This window comes from Priestia sp. ST2, assembly GCF_055810735.1.
On sequence record NZ_JBVVNT010000009.1, the window covers coordinates 47,009 to 63,625 of the forward strand.

20 protein-coding genes are annotated in these 16,617 nt (G+C 38.5%); 10 read left to right on the forward strand and 10 right to left on the reverse strand.

Annotated features, from left to right (window positions below):
* Positions 1–26: 26 nt before the first annotated feature.
* Positions 27–377 (reverse strand): YlbF/YmcA family competence regulator, encoded by a 351-nt coding sequence (locus AC0KUU_RS26540; RefSeq protein ID WP_013055299.1) that lies wholly within the window; start codon positions 375–377, stop codon positions 27–29.
* A 187-nt stretch (positions 378–564) separates the two neighbouring features.
* On the opposite strand from AC0KUU_RS26540, the gene AC0KUU_RS26545 reads away from it, so the two are divergent.
* The 7 genes from AC0KUU_RS26545 (at position 565) to AC0KUU_RS26575 (ending at position 7,955) form a co-directional block, all read left to right on the forward strand.
* A complete protein-coding gene (locus tag AC0KUU_RS26545) occupies positions 565–1,908 on the forward strand; it encodes a YheC/YheD family endospore coat-associated protein (protein WP_043981708.1) in 1,344 nt (447 codons plus the stop codon).
* On the forward strand, positions 1,905–2,987 hold the full coding sequence (locus AC0KUU_RS26550; protein WP_241771385.1) for a YheC/YheD family endospore coat-associated protein: 1,083 nt from the start codon (positions 1,905–1,907) through the stop codon (positions 2,985–2,987). Before AC0KUU_RS26545 ends, AC0KUU_RS26550 begins: the two co-directional genes overlap by 4 nt.
* 4 nt (positions 2,988–2,991) lie before the next feature.
* Positions 2,992–4,341: a YheC/YheD family endospore coat-associated protein gene (locus AC0KUU_RS26555; protein ID WP_013081661.1), complete on the forward strand. Its 1,350-nt coding sequence runs from the start codon at positions 2,992–2,994 to the stop codon at positions 4,339–4,341.
* A complete protein-coding gene (locus AC0KUU_RS26560; protein WP_043981706.1) occupies positions 4,338–5,498 on the forward strand; it encodes a YheC/YheD family endospore coat-associated protein in 1,161 nt (386 codons plus the stop codon). The genes AC0KUU_RS26555 and AC0KUU_RS26560 overlap by 4 nt, the downstream gene beginning before the upstream one ends.
* Before the next feature lie 66 nt (positions 5,499–5,564).
* Positions 5,565–5,774: a YheE family protein gene (locus tag AC0KUU_RS26565; protein ID WP_043981705.1), complete on the forward strand. Its 210-nt coding sequence runs from the start codon at positions 5,565–5,567 to the stop codon at positions 5,772–5,774.
* 29 nt (positions 5,775–5,803) lie between these two features.
* Entirely contained in the window at positions 5,804–6,706 is a 903-nt protein-coding gene (locus AC0KUU_RS26570; RefSeq protein WP_043981704.1) for a PucR family transcriptional regulator, read from the forward strand.
* A 139-nt stretch (positions 6,707–6,845) separates the two neighbouring features.
* Positions 6,846–7,955, forward strand: coding sequence for an ABC transporter ATP-binding protein (locus AC0KUU_RS26575; RefSeq protein WP_025752961.1), 1,110 nt, complete (start codon positions 6,846–6,848; stop codon positions 7,953–7,955).
* A 23-nt stretch (positions 7,956–7,978) separates the two neighbouring features.
* Here the strand turns inward: AC0KUU_RS26575 and AC0KUU_RS26580 are convergent, their stop codons facing one another.
* Positions 7,979–8,143, reverse strand: a complete 165-nt coding sequence (locus AC0KUU_RS26580) for a hypothetical protein (RefSeq protein ID WP_013055291.1) — start codon at positions 8,141–8,143, stop codon at positions 7,979–7,981.
* Positions 8,144–8,514: 371 nt separating this feature from the next.
* Here AC0KUU_RS26580 and AC0KUU_RS26585 point away from each other — a divergent pair, with 371 nt between their 5' ends.
* Positions 8,515–8,733 carry an alpha/beta-type small acid-soluble spore protein gene (locus AC0KUU_RS26585; RefSeq protein ID WP_013055290.1) on the forward strand — a complete coding sequence of 73 codons (219 nt, stop codon included), beginning with the start codon at positions 8,515–8,517 and terminating at the stop codon, positions 8,731–8,733.
* Between the two features lie 65 nt (positions 8,734–8,798).
* Here the strand turns inward: AC0KUU_RS26585 and AC0KUU_RS26590 are convergent, their stop codons facing one another.
* On the reverse strand, positions 8,799–10,064 hold the full coding sequence (locus AC0KUU_RS26590; RefSeq protein ID WP_043981703.1) for a hemolysin family protein: 1,266 nt from the start codon (positions 10,062–10,064) through the stop codon (positions 8,799–8,801).
* A gap of 185 nt (positions 10,065–10,249) precedes the next feature.
* Here AC0KUU_RS26590 and AC0KUU_RS26595 point away from each other — a divergent pair, with 185 nt between their 5' ends.
* The gene (locus AC0KUU_RS26595; protein WP_013081655.1) at positions 10,250–10,870 is read left to right on the forward strand and encodes an NAD(P)-dependent oxidoreductase; all 621 of its coding nucleotides are present in this window, start codon (positions 10,250–10,252) and stop codon (positions 10,868–10,870) included.
* Between the two features lie 38 nt (positions 10,871–10,908).
* On the opposite strand, the gene AC0KUU_RS26600 is transcribed toward AC0KUU_RS26595, so the two are convergent.
* A complete protein-coding gene (locus tag AC0KUU_RS26600; RefSeq protein ID WP_016762958.1) occupies positions 10,909–11,106 on the reverse strand; it encodes a hypothetical protein in 198 nt (65 codons plus the stop codon).
* Positions 11,107–11,286: 180 nt separating this feature from the next.
* Between AC0KUU_RS26600 and gpmA the strand changes: the two genes are divergently transcribed.
* Complete coding sequence (gene gpmA / locus AC0KUU_RS26605) at positions 11,287–12,012, forward strand: 2,3-diphosphoglycerate-dependent phosphoglycerate mutase (RefSeq protein WP_013081653.1); 726 nt, start codon at positions 11,287–11,289, stop codon at positions 12,010–12,012.
* A gap of 30 nt (positions 12,013–12,042) precedes the next feature.
* Here gpmA and thiD read toward each other — a convergent pair whose 3' ends face one another.
* From thiD to AC0KUU_RS26635, 6 genes are read right to left on the reverse strand one after another with little or no spacing between them, the layout of a single operon-like run.
* Positions 12,043–12,852: a bifunctional hydroxymethylpyrimidine kinase/phosphomethylpyrimidine kinase gene (gene thiD / locus AC0KUU_RS26610; RefSeq protein WP_043981702.1), complete on the reverse strand. Its 810-nt coding sequence runs from the start codon at positions 12,850–12,852 to the stop codon at positions 12,043–12,045.
* A gap of 22 nt (positions 12,853–12,874) precedes the next feature.
* Positions 12,875–13,894, reverse strand: coding sequence for a thiazole biosynthesis adenylyltransferase ThiF (locus tag AC0KUU_RS26615; protein ID WP_043981701.1), 1,020 nt, complete (start codon positions 13,892–13,894; stop codon positions 12,875–12,877).
* A complete protein-coding gene (locus AC0KUU_RS26620) occupies positions 13,891–14,658 on the reverse strand; it encodes a thiazole synthase (protein ID WP_013055283.1) in 768 nt (255 codons plus the stop codon). The genes AC0KUU_RS26615 and AC0KUU_RS26620 overlap by 4 nt, the downstream gene beginning before the upstream one ends.
* Positions 14,659–14,663: 5 nt before the next feature.
* Positions 14,664–14,867: a sulfur carrier protein ThiS gene (gene thiS / locus AC0KUU_RS26625; RefSeq protein ID WP_013055282.1), complete on the reverse strand. Its 204-nt coding sequence runs from the start codon at positions 14,865–14,867 to the stop codon at positions 14,664–14,666.
* On the reverse strand, positions 14,864–15,991 hold the full coding sequence (gene thiO, locus AC0KUU_RS26630) for a glycine oxidase ThiO (protein WP_043981700.1): 1,128 nt from the start codon (positions 15,989–15,991) through the stop codon (positions 14,864–14,866). The genes thiS and thiO overlap by 4 nt, the downstream gene beginning before the upstream one ends.
* Positions 15,975–16,598 (reverse strand): thiamine phosphate synthase, encoded by a 624-nt coding sequence (locus tag AC0KUU_RS26635; RefSeq protein WP_043981731.1) that lies wholly within the window; start codon positions 16,596–16,598, stop codon positions 15,975–15,977. Before AC0KUU_RS26635 ends, thiO begins: the two co-directional genes overlap by 17 nt.
* Between the last annotated feature and the right edge of the window lie 19 nt (positions 16,599–16,617).

The following is a 16,617-nucleotide window of genomic DNA, read 5'->3' on the forward strand; positions in this document are numbered from 1 at the left end:
TTCTCTTTTCCTCTTTCCTCTATCTCTTATTCAGCCGCACCGTAAAGTTCTTCAAGTGGCTTCATGATAATTTTGTTTAATTCACCAATTACCATGCTCATACGTTGCTCAGCTTCCATTAGCTTCGCGATATTTTGATCTTGCTGAACGATTGCAACTGTTTGTTGAGCTTGCTGAACTTCTTCTTCAGTGATTTCTTGGCCCATCATTTGCTTTTGTTGCAGCTCCATTTGCATTGTACGGAAACGCTCAAATAATTGTTTTGAACCTTGATCAGCGTTTACTGCTGCATATAAGTTTTTTAAGTTTGTGTAATCGTCGCTTTGACGAATTGCTTTTTCTAAATCATTTGCTACATCATGTAAGTTTACAGACACGTTAAGTTCCTCCTAATTAAGTTCTATAATTTCTTGACTTCCCTAACTATAACAAATTATTATATAAAATTCAGCTTAAGACCTTTATTTTCTTAGAAAACGATAAATTCTCTTCACAGATTGGGCTAATTCCTCATAGTATATATCAGCATTCGCCTACTAAAGGAAAGAAAAAGAGGATTCGTTTATGAATACTTTTACCATTTCTCTAAAACCACTAGAGAACCATATGAGCAGCGACATTTACATTAGTTCTGCTCTGTTCTCACGTGTGAAGTGCAAGCACGAGTTTACGTTAACAGTAGGTTCCATCACGAAAGAAGTCGAAGCCACCGTGTTTCAGCATCGAGAATGCTGTTTCATGATGTCAGAAGCTCTATTTACAGACTTTCGCTTTCCGTATGAAACACATCAGCTGAGAGGCATTTATGAAGAGAACACGTTTAGGTTGGGACCCGTAATTAGCATCGTAACAGAAGTTCGAGAAGATGAAGAACTCTTTGGCTCCATTTCTGTATTTTGTAAGGAATTTGTTCAAGCTTGCAAGGAGTTAGGGTGTTTTTGCTATGTGAGCAAATTAAGCGACGTGAAGTCATTATCCCCTAAAGGATATGTTTATCGCGCTGATCGATGGGTTTATTCAGACGTTCCCTTTCCTGGAATCGTACACAATCGGATTCATGCCAGGAAAACGGAGCAAACCGCTGATTTTCAAACCTTTAAAACATTTTTAAAAGAACATGACGTTCCTTTCTTTAACGCACGCTACTTAAATAAATGGACGGTTTTTCAACAGCTTAAAGATGTCGTACACTTGCTTCCATATTTGCCAAAAACGTATCAGCTTCGTTCACGTCAAGATCTTCTTGACGCTTTGGAACTTCATGACGATGTTTTTTTGAAGCCTGTTCATGGTAGCCAAGGAAAAAATATTTTTAAAATTTCAAAAAAAGAGAAGTATATTTTAGACTATACAACGTTTACGCAGACATATGAAAAAGAATATGAATCTCTTTATGACTTATTTGAAACGCTTTATAGTCAATTAAAAAGGCAAGGATTTCTCATCCAAGAAGGAATTTCACTGCAGACATACAAACAGTGCCCTTTTGATTTCCGCATTCTCTGTCATAAAAAAGACGACTTGACGTGGAAAATCACGTCCATTGTCACACGTGTATCAAAACCCGGCAATTTCGTCTCAAATCTTGCCCGTGGAGGAGATATTCATCCTCCTCAGCAAGTGTTAACTCAGCTCTATGATTCAAAAACTACGCGCCATATCCTTTCACTTTTAAAAGAGATTGCGATTGAAATTTGCACGCAGCTTTCTCATCCGTCTGAACTTTATGCCGAATTCGGTATTGATTTAGCGATTGATCAAGAAGGAAAGCCTTGGATTATTGAAGTAAATGTCAAACCTTCCAAACAATCTGATTCAAGCGCTTTCTCTGTCCGTCCATCAACAAAAGCACTGCTTGATTATTGTCTGCATGCAACGAATTTTCAATTTCCCAAGGAGGATTTATGATGATTTCATTAGGCTTTTTAACGATTCACCCACAGCAAGAAGTGGAGTACGTGACCGAAATTGCTAAACATGCTTCTGAGTTTTCGATTGAAATATACCGTTTTACTCCTTTTAACATTCATCCTAACACCGAAAATATTGAAGGCTTCCGCTACGATTTACAACAAAAGAAATGGATAGAAGATTCCTTCTTACTTCCTTCGTTTATTTACGATCGCTGCTTTTATCGAAAAGACTCTCTGTCTAAAAAGGCTCGCCCTATTGTAAACTGGCTTAAACAGCGGGAAGATGTTACATTTTTAGGCCATGGATTACCCAATAAGCTAGATGTCTATGAAATAATTAAAAAAGATAGCTATTTATCTTCATATATTCCTCCTACCACTCCAATCGAAAGTGTAGAGCAACTTGTTCAGCTGCTTCGAACAAACGATAGCCTAATGATTAAACCTGCCAACGGCTCACAAGGTAAAGGGATTGTGAAATTAAGACAGCGCGGACGTGAAATTGAAGCTGCATATCAACAAAATGACATTGTAAACACCATTCTATTTTCCTCTTTTCAAGAGTTTAAGAACTGGTTTACGAAAACCACCCGTGATGTACTGTATATTGCTCAGCCCCATATTTCATTTTTCCCTTATGAACGCACTCCTTTTGATATAAGACTGCTATTACAAAAAGGAAACGATGGCGCTTGGAAAGAAATTGGAAGAGGCATTAGACAAGGTGAACGGGACTCTATCGTAACAAATGTAAGTTCAGGAGCATCTATTGTACCTTTTGAGAACTTGCTGCCTCGCATCCCTCGCGTTCATCGTCAATATGTAATGGATGAAATCAACACCATTTGTAAAACGATTCCGTCCGTGCTGGAAAATCACTTTCCTTCTCTTTTTGAATTAGGTATTGATTTATGTATCTCGAGAGACTTCAGCATCTGGATTCTAGATTTAAATTCGAAACCGGGAAGAAAAGTAGTAATGGAAACAGCACCTGAACAAAAAGAAGTCATGTATAAAAATGTCCTGTCTTACTGCGTCTATTTAGCTAACACACTATCGTATCGTAAGGAGTAATGCTATGAAAAAAACTCTTACTCGCCTTGTTGTAGTAGAGCAGCTAGGCTGTGATCTTTCTGTTCCTGCATCTCTTTACAAAGACTCCTTGAAACAAGCAGCTTTTGGAACAATGACAGCTCCATGCCTTATACAATCTTCAGAACGTGAAGAAATTCAGATTTCAGCTGAGCTAATGACAAAACTTCAAATTCCTTTCGCCCATATGATGCATCCTATTATTGTGAATGAGACCATTCACTTAGGACCTTTAATCGGTGTGTTATCCGCTGGTTTTACTGGTTCTCTGCTGCGGCCAATTGGAAAGCGTTCCCTTCACTTAGCTAAACTTCTTTCTACTGCAAGTATAACAGGGGGCCTGCCTTTTATTTTTGGAACTCATCATATCAACTGGGAAACCGGGACCATAAACGGCTATTTTTATGAAGAAAGCGGCTGGACACAGCATGAAATCCCGCTTCCTAACGTTGTATATAATCGTTTGCCAAATCGAAAAACAGAAGGGTTAGCTCCTTTTAAGTTCATTAAAGAAAAGATGATGACTGATTATGGCATTCCATTTTTTAATCCTGATTTTTTCAACAAGTGGGAAATTCATGAGCTTTTAAAACTGAACGAGCAGACAGCCTATTTGTTACCTTACACGGTTGAAAGTCCTTCGTGTGAGCAAATAAAAAAACTTCTGCTTCTTCATCAAACCGTTTATTTAAAACCGAAAAACGGAAGCTTAGGCCGGGGCATTTATACCCTATCTTTTAAGGATTCCATGTACACGCTGACTTACAAAGGAGAAAAAGGTCTTCATGTTCAAGAAAAAGAAACCTTAGAGGATCTATTATCAGAATTTGAATATTTACTTACTAATCCTTCCTACATTGCTCAGCAGGGTATTTCATTAATCAAAAAAGAAAAGCGCTGTGTAGACTTTCGCGTGCATACAAATAAAGACGGGAATAACCAATGGGTGCTTACTGCTCTGGCTGCTAAAGTAGCGGGTCCCAACAGCATCACTACGCATCTTGATTACGGCGGAGAAATTGAAGCTACAGCTAAAATATTCACCAACCCTTCTTACAAAAAAGAAATTGAAAATAAGCTAAAAGATGCCGCTATCTCAATTAGTCATGTGCTTGAACAGGAGTTGAACGGATTAATTGGAGAGCTTGGATTCGATTTTGGAGTGGATTATCAAGGCAACGTATGGCTGTTTGAAGCTAACTCCAAGCCCGGTCGCTCTATTTTTTCACACCCTGCCTTACGAAAAGCGGATCAACAAACTAGAAAACTTTCTCTAGAATATGCGATTTACTTATCTGGATACTATCTAAATACACCTGAAGGCATCAGCATATGATTACAATTTACTATCACAAAGAAAAGCAGCAGTGGTTTCATCATAACCCTTCAGCGTCTTACACATGGGGAGTTCAAGAAATTGAACTTCCCTTTACTCAAAACATTTCTTCTACTCAAGCTTTTCTTCGTTTAAAAGGAGAAAAAGTCGGTCCTATTGTGGGAGTTTTAACGAACAAAGCGGTTTTGGAAAAACTGAATGTAAAACAGCGCCCTTTATTGGAACTCTTACATCATACCCTGCAAGAAAAAGGCGGCCTTCTTGCTTTATTCGCTGAAGAAACAATGTCTCATCACTTCTTTGAAGGGTATTGCTTTGACAGTGCAAAAAAGCAGTGGATCAAAACAACTTTGCCGCTGCCAAACGTTATATATAATCGTTATCCAGGAAGAAAATCAGAAACTAAGAAGCTGACATCTTTACATCAAAAAATTAAAGGCAAGCACATTCCACTTTTTAACTCCGCTTTTTTTTCAAAATGGAAAGTATATCAATTATTTTCAAAGGATCAACTACTATCTTCTCACCTTCCTAAAACCTATCGTTTAACACCAGAAATTGATATTGCTAAGCTCCTGCAAAAGCACTCTTCCCTTTACTTTAAGCCTATTAACAGCAGTAAAGGTGCTGGAATTTTTCGATTATCTTCCCATAAGCATACGATTATTTACCAAGATCATAAACGCAAAGAAGAATTTTCTTCTTTACAAGCAATTGACCTTCCCAGGTCTGCTTATCTCATTCAAGAAGCGATTGAGACGCAACCATTCAAAGACAGGCGCTATGACTTACGTATTTTAGCGCATCACAAAGATAGCGGATATGTTATTAGCGGCGTCGGTATTCGACATAGTCCCTATCAATCCATTACAACACACACGTTAAACGGCGGCAGCATTTCACCTTTTCAAGATTTTGAAGATGAAGTAGATACTTCCTTTCTTTCGTCCTTTGTAAATACGTGCGGGCAAGTCCTTCAAAAGTCCTTCCCTCTAGTTGAAGAATTTTCTCTTGATATGGCAAAGTCAGCCCAAGGGCAGTATTATCTGTTTGAAGTGAATGCAAAACCAATGATTTTTGATGAAACAGATATTCAAACGCAAGGTGCTAAACACATATGCAACATATTTTACAAATTAACAAAATTTTTAGATTAAATGATTTTTCATCTCCTTTTCTCATGGTAAGCTTATAATAACTAATTGAGAAAGGAGATTTTCTTTATGGTTGCACATTTTCAGATTAAACCGCTGTATCAAAATAATCGAATGCCGGGCTGGCACATCTCGTTTTATATGAATCAGGTTTATTATGAGGCTGATTATTTAAAAGATGGACAAATTGTATGGAAAACTGCGCTTTCTAATCAAATAGATGAAACACAATTAATTGATTATATTCATGAGCTTATGCTTTTTCACGTTTATGAATAGTAAGCTTTCACCGAAGGGAACGAGCACAGATGAAACAGCTGCACACACTATTTGGGGATAAAATGATTAAGGCTAAAATCCCTTCTCAATTTGAACGTTACAAATGGTTTTCATGTGATGAAGGCTTCATTGGAATTGAACACACGGCTTTATCTCAAAAAGAGCAGGCGTTACTTTCTGCTTTTTTAACCCCTTATGATGAGAAAGTTTCTTTACTAACGCCAGAGCAATTGTATTGGTCAAACCTGTTATTTGAAGCACCTGAAAAAGTCATTCACTCTCATCATACGCACCATTCTTTTCGCTTCACCCAGTTTTTAATTAAACGTTTGTTTGAACAAAAAATAGAGTTTGAAAATGCGCTTCACGCCTTGTATTCTACCTCCATTACTGTGTTGTGGATTGATAAACAATCAGGTATCGTTATCGAAACCTTTAATGATCCTAATGACTTAACTGAAAATTTATCAGATTCTATCGAGGTGCTATGTCATGATTTTGAAACTTCGATTCAGTTCTTTGAAGGAAAAATTCACTTTTTTCCGTCTTCACCGCAATTAATTTTTGAGCGTGAAAAGAAATGGTTTTATCAAATTAAGCATACAGTCGAACAAAACCATGTTATTCATTTTGCCGACGTTTTACCCCATTTGGTTCTGCAAGAGTCTTCAGAGGCAATCCAAAATCATATGATACATTTACTTGACTTAGTAAAAGATGATGGAGATCTTTTAGAAACGATTAAAGTTTATTTAGAATGTAATTTAAACGTATCTCTTGCTGCTAAGAAATTGTACATGCATCGCAACAGCTTGCAGTATAGAATTGAGAAATTTATTGATCGCACACACCTTGATATCAAACACTTCACAGGAGCTGTGTCTGCTTACTTAGCCATTCTTGCTTTAAAAAATTCGCAAGATGGAGAATGAAATGAAAGGGTTTTCGTAAATAGTGCACGAAAACTCTTTCTTTTTTTTGTGCATGTTTGCCATTTACCGTTTCATTTAAAAAAATTACACTAGAGTTAAGAAAACGGTTTCACAGAGTACATACAAGGGGGAAATGGAAATGGCTGAATTACGTTTAGAACATATTTATAAAATGTATGATAAAGATGTGACGGCGGTAAAAGATTTTAACCTTCACATTCAAGATAAAGAATTTATTGTATTTGTTGGGCCTTCAGGCTGCGGAAAATCGACAACGCTTCGTATGGTTGCAGGGCTAGAGGAAATTTCCAAAGGTGATTTTTATATTGACAGCAAGCGTGTAAATGATGTTGCTCCAAAAGATCGCGATATTGCAATGGTATTCCAAAACTACGCATTGTATCCGCATATGAGCGTATATGACAACATGGCTTTCGGCTTAAAACTTCGTAAATTACCAAAAGATGAAATCGAACGCCGCGTAAAAGATGCCGCTCGTATTTTAGGACTTGAGCAATACTTAGAGCGCAAGCCAAAAGCATTATCCGGCGGACAGCGTCAGCGTGTAGCCCTAGGTCGTGCAATCGTTCGTGATGCTAAGGTCTTCTTAATGGACGAACCTTTATCAAACTTAGACGCGAAATTACGTGTGCAAATGCGTTCTGAAATTGCGAAGCTTCACCAGCGTTTGGGTACAACGACAATTTACGTAACACATGACCAAACCGAAGCAATGACAATGGCTTCTCGTCTGGTTGTTATGAAAGATGGGATTATCCAGCAGGTTGGTACACCAAAAGAAGTATATGAAAAACCTGAAAATGTATTTGTAGGCGGGTTTATTGGTTCTCCTGCTATGAACTTCTTAACCGGAACGTTAAAAGACGGAAAGGTTCAAGTAGGCGATTCTCTTCTTGCAGTTCCGGAAGGTAAAATGAAAATACTTCGCGAGCAAGGATATTTAAACAAACAAATTATTTTAGGCATCCGTCCTGAAGATTTCCATGATGAGCCTGTATTTATTGAATCTTCACCTGGCACAAAAGTTACAATCAAAGTCGATGTATCCGAGTTAATGGGAGCTGAAACCATGCTTTATTCTAAACTTGGCGGACAAGATTTTGTAGCACGCGTAGATTCAAGAACAGATATTAAACCGCTTCAGTCTCTAGACTTAGCATTAGATATGAACAAAGCGCATTTCTTTGATGCAGAATCTGAACAGCGCATCCGTGCTGAACACGAATAAAAAAGACCCCCAGGGGTCTTTTTTTATTCCTGTATTTGCTTCAATTCTTCACTGTGACAAGTAGAACAGTAAAAGAGATGAATACATTGGTGATTTGCTAAATCACTAGGATACCCATTTTCTACTTTTAACTGATCGATTTCCATGTAAGCACTGTAATCATCAAAATAATCGCTGACTTTTCCCATATCCCCCAGCACTCCTCCACATGTTTTGCACGTCATTTGTACATCACTAAACCCATTACATAAGGAACAAATCGACATCCGCACACCTCGCTTTACCTGATCAATATGTACCTATAATATGCACGGAATAAAACTCTCTTACTCTTTATCAAACTCTACACAAAAAATTCTATAAATTACCAATAATTTTCTATGTATATGTTTTTTTCCCTTTCGCCATAATACTAGTAACAACCGAGCACAACAGCTCGCAAGCATTGAGTTACGCCGCGGTAGGCAAGCAGATCTAATCGATGCATCTGCTCGGCTGGTTCAACTCCAGCTAACTCAACCATTACAATCTATTTTATCTAACGAGGAGATGAATACACATGGCAAATTATCAAAACGCATCAAACAGAAATTCATCAAACAAGTTAGTAGCGCCTGGTGCTCAAGCTGCTATCGATCAAATGAAGTTCGAAATCGCTAGTGAGTTTGGTGTAAACTTAGGACCAGATGCAACAGCTCGTGCGAACGGATCTGTTGGTGGCGAAATCACAAAACGTTTAGTACAATTAGCTGAGCAAAACCTAGGCGGAAAGTACTAATATTAACTAATTTTATATTATGGCTTTAGCGCTCCAAGATTTCTTGGAGCGCTTTCTAGTTTCTTTTAATCAGCTTCCTCATTCTTATTCCCAAATGATTTTACGGAAACTTTGCGAATACGTCGATTTTCTACTTCCTTAATGGTAAACAATATCTCTTCATATGAGAAAAAGTCTCCTTTAGCAGGGATATGATCAAACTGCTCATATATCCATCCCCCTAAGGTATGGCACGTACTGTCAGGAGAACTAACCGCTATATAGGTTAAAAATTCATCAATAGGGATGTCGGCGTTAAATTCGTACTCCTTTTCCCCTATCTGGTGTACATACTTAACAGCTTCATCATGTTCATCCCAAATCTCTCCTACAATTTCTTCTAATATATCCTCTAAGGTCACAAGTCCGGCCGTTCCACCAAACTCATCAACTACAATTGCCATGTGCACCTTACTTTTTTGGAGCTCTGGCAATAGAATAGATATTTTCATGGATTCTACTACAAAAATAGGTTGTCTCAACAAATCACGAATAGAAATTTTTTTTCTTTGGATTAAACAGGTTAAAAATTCTCTTTCTGATAAAATGCCAATAATATTATCAATATGATCTTCATATACAGGCACTCTCGAATATCTCTCTTCAAGAAACATTTGACAAACCGAATCAATATCGGCATTTACGTCAACTGCTGTGACATCTATTCTAGGTTTTAAAATTTGCCCCACCACAATGTCATTAAAATTGAGTGAACGATGAACTAGCTCTTTTTCAATATTATTAATCGTTCCTTCTTCTTCGCTTAAATCTACCATCACTTTAATTTCATCTTCTGTAATCGTTGGTGTAGGAGCAGACGTTAACAAGTGAGAAGTTCCTTTTTTTACCTGTAAAAATAAGAAGGAAATCGGGGTTAACAATTTAATAATAATAAATAACAAGGAAGAAATCATCAGCGCAAAAGATTCGGCATGCTCTTTAGCTAACGATTTTGGCAAGACTTCACCAAAAATCAAAATGATGATGGTCATAACGATGATACTAATCACAAGTGCTAGGTTTCCTTTAAACATATCGAGGGCAATTTTAGCTGCCAAAGAGGACGCAGCAATGTTTACGACAACATTTCCTACTAAAATTGTCGATAGCGTCTGCTCAAAGTGTTCAGCAATATGCAGCGCTTTTTTACTTCCCCGATATTTTTTCTCAGCGTAATGTTTTAAACGAATTTTATTTACGCTTGAAAAGGCTGTCTCAGCAGATGAAAAGAAAGCTGATAACATAAGCAAAACGACTAGTATCATCATTTGATTCAGAGGCAAGTCTCCCAAAAGACATTCACTCTCCTATTTTTTTGATTTTTCTGTCTTTTTATCATATCAAATTTTTTTGTTGTTGAATATTTCATTCATCAACTTTGTATTACTTTATGCTACGCATGCTTTTTATTATGAATAAGTATACAGATTGTATATCCTAAAGAATAGATGCTATCTTTTATAGAGGGGTGTAGCCAATGAAAATTTTACTATTAGGCTCTACAGGGCGAGTTGGACAGTCTTTATTAAAAATGATGCTAAAAGATGAAAACGACGTTACTGTACTTGTTAGAGACCGCAATAAGCTACAGGTTAGCCATCCAAACCTACATATCTTACAAGGCGATGTACTTCATCAAGAAAATATCAACTTTGCCCTCAAGCACCAAGATATCGTAGTCAGCGCGTTAAATACAGATGGTGCAGAGACAATTTCAAAAAGTATGCCGCTTATTATAAACAGCATGAAGTATTACGGCGTTCATCGTATTCTTACCATTGGAACTGCAGGCATCTTACAATCACGAACAGAACCAGAAAAGTATCGTTTTCAATCAAATGAATCAAAGCGTAAAACGACCAGAGCAGCAGAAGATCATTTAAAAGGATACTTACACTTGAAGGAAAGTGATCTAAACTGGACGGTTATATGCCCAACATACTTGCCTGAGGGTGAAATAACAGGCACGTATCGAGTGGAAAAAGATATTTTACCAGCTGATGCCGTTAAAATCTCAACGGGAGATACCGCTCACTTTACCTACCATGAGATATGGGCTCAAAAATTTTCCAAATGCCGCGTTGGGATTGCTTATTGAAAAATCAGGAGAACTTTTCGTTTTCAAAACGAGAAGTTCTACATCCAGAAAATACCGATTATAGCTAATCCACCTAGAACAAAACCTCCTATTTGACCAACGAGAGCCGGTGTCAAAACAGGCTTTCCTTTTTCTTTCTCTAATGTGCTAATATCAAGCTTCATCTGATACATTTCTTCTTTTAAATCTTCAATCTGGCCGTGCAGCGCTTGAATCTGACGTTCTTGGTCACTCATCCACTATCTTCCCTTCCCTTTTTTATTTTTATCATATGCGTAAAAAAGTTAAAGCTTTACTTTTCGGCATCACTTTTTCTAAATGATAAAAACTCCTTTCCCCGGCTTTAGGATAAAAAACTCTTTCCTTCTCATAATAAAAAGAATAGAGTCCTTAGTCACTGTTGAAAGGAGAACACGATGATAAAACTTGTGTTGATTCGGCACGGACAAAGCGTGTGGAATCTTGAAAATAAATTTACAGGCTGGACGGATGTAGATCTTTCTAAAAATGGATTGCAAGAAGCGCGAGAAGCTGGAAAAGTACTAAAGAAAAACGAATATACTTTTGATATTGCCTATACTTCTGTTTTAAAACGATCCATTCGCACTCTATGGATTGTCTTACATCAAATGGACTTCATGTGGATTCCCGTATATAAATCTTGGAGGCTGAATGAACGGCACTACGGGGCTCTTCAAGGTTTGAACAAAGAAGAAACCGCAAAAAAATTTGGAGAAGAGCAAGTGCATTTGTGGAGAAGGTCGATGAACGAACGCCCTCCTGCTTTAGAGACAACAGATATTCGTTATGAAGCTTCTAACCCTAAGTATAAGGAATTAGCTAAGGGACAATTTCCTGTAACGGAAAACTTAGCCGATACAGAAAAGCGGGTTCTAGAATACTGGGACGAAACTATTGCTCCTTCTATTAAAGCTGGAAAAAAGGTTATTATTTCCGCTCACGGTAATACGATTAGGGCTCTAATGCAGTACTTGGATAACATTTCGCCTGATGGCATTGCGAACTTGAATATTCCTACAAGCGTGCCGCTTGTTTATGAGCTTGATGATAATTTAAAGCCCCTTAGACATTATTATTTAGGCATCGATGGAGAGATTCCTACCCATATTCCTTCTTCATAAAAAACGTGCCTAGATTGTAGGCACGTTTTTTTATATGTTTGAACGAAAGTATTTTCCATACGCCCAGTGATTAGTAGGACCGTGTCCGGAACCAATTTCAAGCGTGTGCTTAATCGCATAGTGAACAAAATCCGAGGCAGTTTGAACTGCTTCAACCACGCTTTTGCCTTTCGCTAGTTCAGCTGTGACGCAAGCAGCAAACGTGCATCCCGTTCCATGTGTATGCTTTGTATTCATCTTTTCATGCGTGATTTCAACGTACTTATGACCATCATACACTATATCAATCATATCTTGATGAGATTGATCATGTCCGCCTTTAATTACCACGTGCTTTACACCTAGCTCATGAATCTGTTTTGCCGCTTCTTTTCGGTCTTCGATCGTGTGAATTTCTTTACCCGTGATGACTTCCGCCTCCGGTATGTTCGGCGTAATGACTTCACAAAGAGGCAACAATTCTTTTAGAGCCTGTACGGCTTCACTTTGAAGAAGAGACTGACCGCCTTTTGCAATCATAACGGGATCAACTACAACATTTTGCAGTCCGTACTGTTTGATTTTACGAGCCACTGCGTAAATAATATCAGCACTGAACAACATACCTGTCTTCACTGCATTAGGAAATAAGTCAGTGGCAATTGAATCTAACTGAGTTTCAACTGCTTCTACTTCTAAAGGATAAACTCCTTGAACGCCAACTGTATTTTGTGCGGTCACAGCTGTAATAACAGACATGCCAAAAACGTCACGCTCTTGAAATGTTTTTAAATCTGCTTGAATGCCTGCTCCTCCACCGCTGTCTGATCCAGCAATGGTTAATGCTTTTGGTACTGTCATGCTTGAAACCTCCATCTCTTTCTTACCCAATATACCGATGATAAAGTGACTTTGCTTCTACTATATCGTTTGTTCCATGGACAAAGACGCGCCCATCTTGAAACATAACTAAACGGTAATCATCTACATAAAAAGAAAGCAGATACGGATTCTGTTCAATTTTATATCCTTTTTCTTTTAATCGTTCACCTAAAGACTGCAGCGGCTGCTTGGCTGATTTGCCCGGACGGATTTGTACCGTGTTTCTTCCGCATAGCACAGCTGTTTTCGTTTGATTTTCATATTGTAAAAAGGGATACGTTTGTTCACTGCCGCATGAGCGGCAAGCAGATTTGCGAAACACGTTCACATTGATGCTCGTATACTCATTTTTCCATACGTCAAACGAAACAAGTTCCCTCCTGAGCGCATTCCAGTCTCCAACTAATATTTTTAACACTTCTGTTACTTGATGAGCGACTACCATTTGAACAGCAGGACTAATAATCCCCACTGTATCACATGTTAACCCTCCAAGCGGTACAGATTCAAGCAAACAGGATAAACACGGTGTTTCACTTGGTATAATAGTATAACTAATTCCATAACTTCCTACACATGCTCCGTAAATCCAAGGAATATCATATTTTTGTGATAAATCATTCATTACAAGGCGTGTGTCAAAATTATCGGTTGCATCAATCATAACATCTACCCCCTCAACAAGCTGTTCTAAAACTTGAGGGGTACCGTCTGCTACGTGCGCTTCTACTTTTACATCGTGATTAATATCGTGAAGCCGTTTTTTAGCGGCAATTGCTTTTGGAATTCTTTTATCAGCATCTTTTTCACTATACAATTGCTGCCGCTGAAGGTTGCTCCATTCTACATAGTCCCGGTCAATGAGCGTTATTTTCTTTATCCCCGCTCGCGCAAGGGCCTCCGCGTTCCCTGTTCCAAGAGCACCTGCTCCTACAATCAGAACATGCTTTTCTTGAATTTGCTGCTGTCCGCCTTTTCCAATAGGTTGAAACAATTCTTGGCGGGAATAACGATTAATCAACCGATACTCATCCCTTCTGTTGGACTGCTTGCCGTTGCATATTGTTTCTTTTCAATACGTCCTGCTTCAAATGCTGCTCGTCCTGCTTCAATCGCTAACTTCATAGCACGAGCCATTTTCACAGGATCTTTTGCTCCTGAAACAGCTGTATTTAATAACACACCATCTGCTCCTAACTCCATAGCTTGAGCTGCGTCTGAAGCCGTTCCAATACCTGCATCTACAATTACTGGAACAGTTGATTGTTCAATGATAAAACGCATGTTCAACGGATTAATAATACCTTGACCTGAACCGATAGGCGAAGCTCCTGGCATAATGGCATGTACGCCTAACTCCTCTAAACGACGCGCAAGTAAAACATCATCTGATGTGTAAGGTAAAACGGTAAAGCCCTCTTTTAACAGTTCTTCACTGGCTTTTAATGTTTCAACTGGATCAGGAAGCAGCGTTTTATCACATCCAATTACTTCTACTTTCACCATGTCACAAAGTCCAGAAGCCTTTGCTAATTTAGCAATACGTACGGCCTCTTCTGCATTTTTTGCTCCAGCAGTGTTAGGCAAAAGAGTGAAACGCTTCACATCAAGCGCTTCTAATAAATTAGGCTGATTTTGATCAAAAATATCCATTCGTCTCACAGCAAATGTTAAAATTTCTGTTTCTGACTCTTCTACCGCTTGACGCTGAGTCGTAAAGTCCGGAAATTTCCCTGTCCCTAATAATAAACGTGAATTAAATGTATATTGTCCAATTTTTAACATACTCTTCATCCTCCTCCGACAAATGAAACAACTTCTAATATATCGCCATCTTTTAAGCATGCATCGCTATGTTCTTCTTTTTGCAAAATGTTCTTGTTTAGCTCAACAATTACCACTCGTTCATGCAGGTTCTGAGCCTGCAACAAGTGCTCGACCGTTTCAATTTCATCTCCAAAAGTAACGGTCTTACCATTAATGATTAGATTCAATGAACTCCCTCCATTACTCTTGTTAGCTGAAATGATGTAAAAAATGAATGATTCAGCTTTTTCCCTAACAAAGCATCAGCCATAATTTTTCCAGTTGCAGCACTTAATAAAATACCGTTTCGGTAGTGGCCAAACGCCATGTGTAGATTCGCTATTTCAGGATGCTCTCCTAAATAAGGCCAGCCATCATTTGTTTGTGGACGAAGACCAGCCCATGCTTTTTCAAATGTGGCTTCTTTAATAGCTGGCAGAAGCGCCGAAGCTTTATTCAGCAAAAATTGAATACCTTGTGCAGAAACCGTCTTGGTAAAGTCATGCTGTAGCTTAGTTGCCCCGATTACGATTCTTCCACCAGTCTTAGGCACTAAGTAAAAACCCTCATCTAAAAAAATCGTTTTAGAAAGCAGCGGCTTATGACTTCGAAGAGCAATACACTCCCCTTTTACGGGAAACACGCGACCTAAATGTTCAGAAGAAATAAAGCGTTTAGCCCATGAGCCTGCTGCAATAACTACTTTTTCTCCGTAAAAAGAGCCTTTGGACGTCTGTACACCTTTTACTGTTTCATTTTCCATAATAAGAGAATGAACATCACAGTATTCGAATATATCTGCTCCGTGATACAAGGCTCCATGAGCAAGGGCTTGCGTTAACTTAGCCGGAGCTAGCTGGCCGTCCCCCGGTATTGTAATGGCTCCGTATATGTCTGGAGAGAGCCCGGGTTCTAACAAACGCGCTTCTTTTACATCGATCCATCTTACATGTTCATCCCATCGGTGGTGCTGAGCAGCTTTTTTCTTTAATACGTGTGCATCTTCTTCTGTTACAGCGACTTTTAATAAGCCTTTTTGAATGAGCTCTACGTCGATGGCCGTTTTTTCTTTTAGTTCCTTCACCAGCTCAGGAAACATGCTTCTGCTCTTAATAGCAAGGTCTAAAAGAGGACCTTCTTCATCAATTTCAGCTTGAGCACCTAAAATACCAGCTGCTGCACTTGAAGCTTCACAACCAATTTGATTTCGTTCAAGAATGGCCACTGATGCTCCTTGTTTTGACAAATGATAAGCGATAGAAGAGCTGATTATGCCTCCTCCGACTAACAGTACATCATAATGCTGCTTCATTTTCTCCACCTCCAGATGTCCATATATGAGAATATTGTTTAATCGCTTTAAGGGGATTTTGCGCAAGCATGACACCAGACATCACAGCTATACCGTGTGCTCCTGTTTGAAGCACCTCTTTGGCATTTACAGGTGTAATTCCTCCAATGGCAATAACCGGTATCTGTACAGCATCTACTACTTCTTTTAGTGCTGCTACCCCTCGACTTTTTAATCCTTTTTTTGAATGTGTTGAATAAATATGTCCGTATAGAATGTAGTGAGCACCATCTTTTTCAGCTTCTAAAGCCTCTTCCACAGAGTGAACTGATTTTCCGACAATAAGAGAAGGAAATACGTCTCTAACACACGAAACATCTAAACTATGATAGGCAAGCTGTACGCCTTTTGCTTTTAAAGCATGCGCTACATCAACTCGGTCATTTACAATAATTTTAGAGAGACAAAATGGCAGGCTTTCTAGCAAACATTGAATCTGCTTTGCCGTTTTCTTTTTTTCTCTAATATGAATGGCACCCGCAAAAGGCTCAATAGCCGTTAAAATGTCCCGAACCTCTTCAATTGGCTGCTTATCTGTTGTAACGACATGAAATTTAGGAATATCCATATGATCGAAACCTTTCCGT

Excerpts from the sequence above, each read along its gene's own strand:
- thiD (WP_043981702.1), bottom strand. The coding sequence starts at position 12,852 with ATGACAGTACCAAAAGCATTAACCATTGCTGGATCAGACAGCGGTGGA.
- AC0KUU_RS26595 (WP_013081655.1), top strand. The coding sequence starts at position 10,250 with ATGAAAATTTTACTATTAGGCTCTACAGGGCGAGTTGGACAGTCTTTA.
- AC0KUU_RS26570 (WP_043981704.1), top strand. The coding sequence starts at position 5,804 with ATGAAACAGCTGCACACACTATTTGGGGATAAAATGATTAAGGCTAAA.
- AC0KUU_RS26620 (WP_013055283.1), bottom strand. The coding sequence starts at position 14,658 with ATGTTAAAAATTGGACAATATACATTTAATTCACGTTTATTATTAGGG.
- AC0KUU_RS26545 (WP_043981708.1), top strand. The coding sequence starts at position 565 with ATGAATACTTTTACCATTTCTCTAAAACCACTAGAGAACCATATGAGC.
- thiO (WP_043981700.1), bottom strand. The coding sequence starts at position 15,991 with ATGAAGCAGCATTATGATGTACTGTTAGTCGGAGGAGGCATAATCAGC.
- AC0KUU_RS26600 (WP_016762958.1), bottom strand. The coding sequence starts at position 11,106 with ATGAGTGACCAAGAACGTCAGATTCAAGCGCTGCACGGCCAGATTGAA.
- AC0KUU_RS26560 (WP_043981706.1), top strand. The coding sequence starts at position 4,338 with ATGATTACAATTTACTATCACAAAGAAAAGCAGCAGTGGTTTCATCAT.
- AC0KUU_RS26575 (WP_025752961.1), top strand. The coding sequence starts at position 6,846 with ATGGCTGAATTACGTTTAGAACATATTTATAAAATGTATGATAAAGAT.
- AC0KUU_RS26585 (WP_013055290.1), top strand. The coding sequence starts at position 8,515 with ATGGCAAATTATCAAAACGCATCAAACAGAAATTCATCAAACAAGTTA.
- AC0KUU_RS26550 (WP_241771385.1), top strand. The coding sequence starts at position 1,905 with ATGATGATTTCATTAGGCTTTTTAACGATTCACCCACAGCAAGAAGTG.
- AC0KUU_RS26565 (WP_043981705.1), top strand. The coding sequence starts at position 5,565 with ATGGTTGCACATTTTCAGATTAAACCGCTGTATCAAAATAATCGAATG.
- gpmA (WP_013081653.1), top strand. The coding sequence starts at position 11,287 with ATGATAAAACTTGTGTTGATTCGGCACGGACAAAGCGTGTGGAATCTT.
- AC0KUU_RS26555 (WP_013081661.1), top strand. The coding sequence starts at position 2,992 with ATGAAAAAAACTCTTACTCGCCTTGTTGTAGTAGAGCAGCTAGGCTGT.
- AC0KUU_RS26635 (WP_043981731.1), bottom strand. The coding sequence starts at position 16,598 with ATGGATATTCCTAAATTTCATGTCGTTACAACAGATAAGCAGCCAATT.
- AC0KUU_RS26580 (WP_013055291.1), bottom strand. The coding sequence starts at position 8,143 with ATGGGAAAAGTCAGCGATTATTTTGATGATTACAGTGCTTACATGGAA.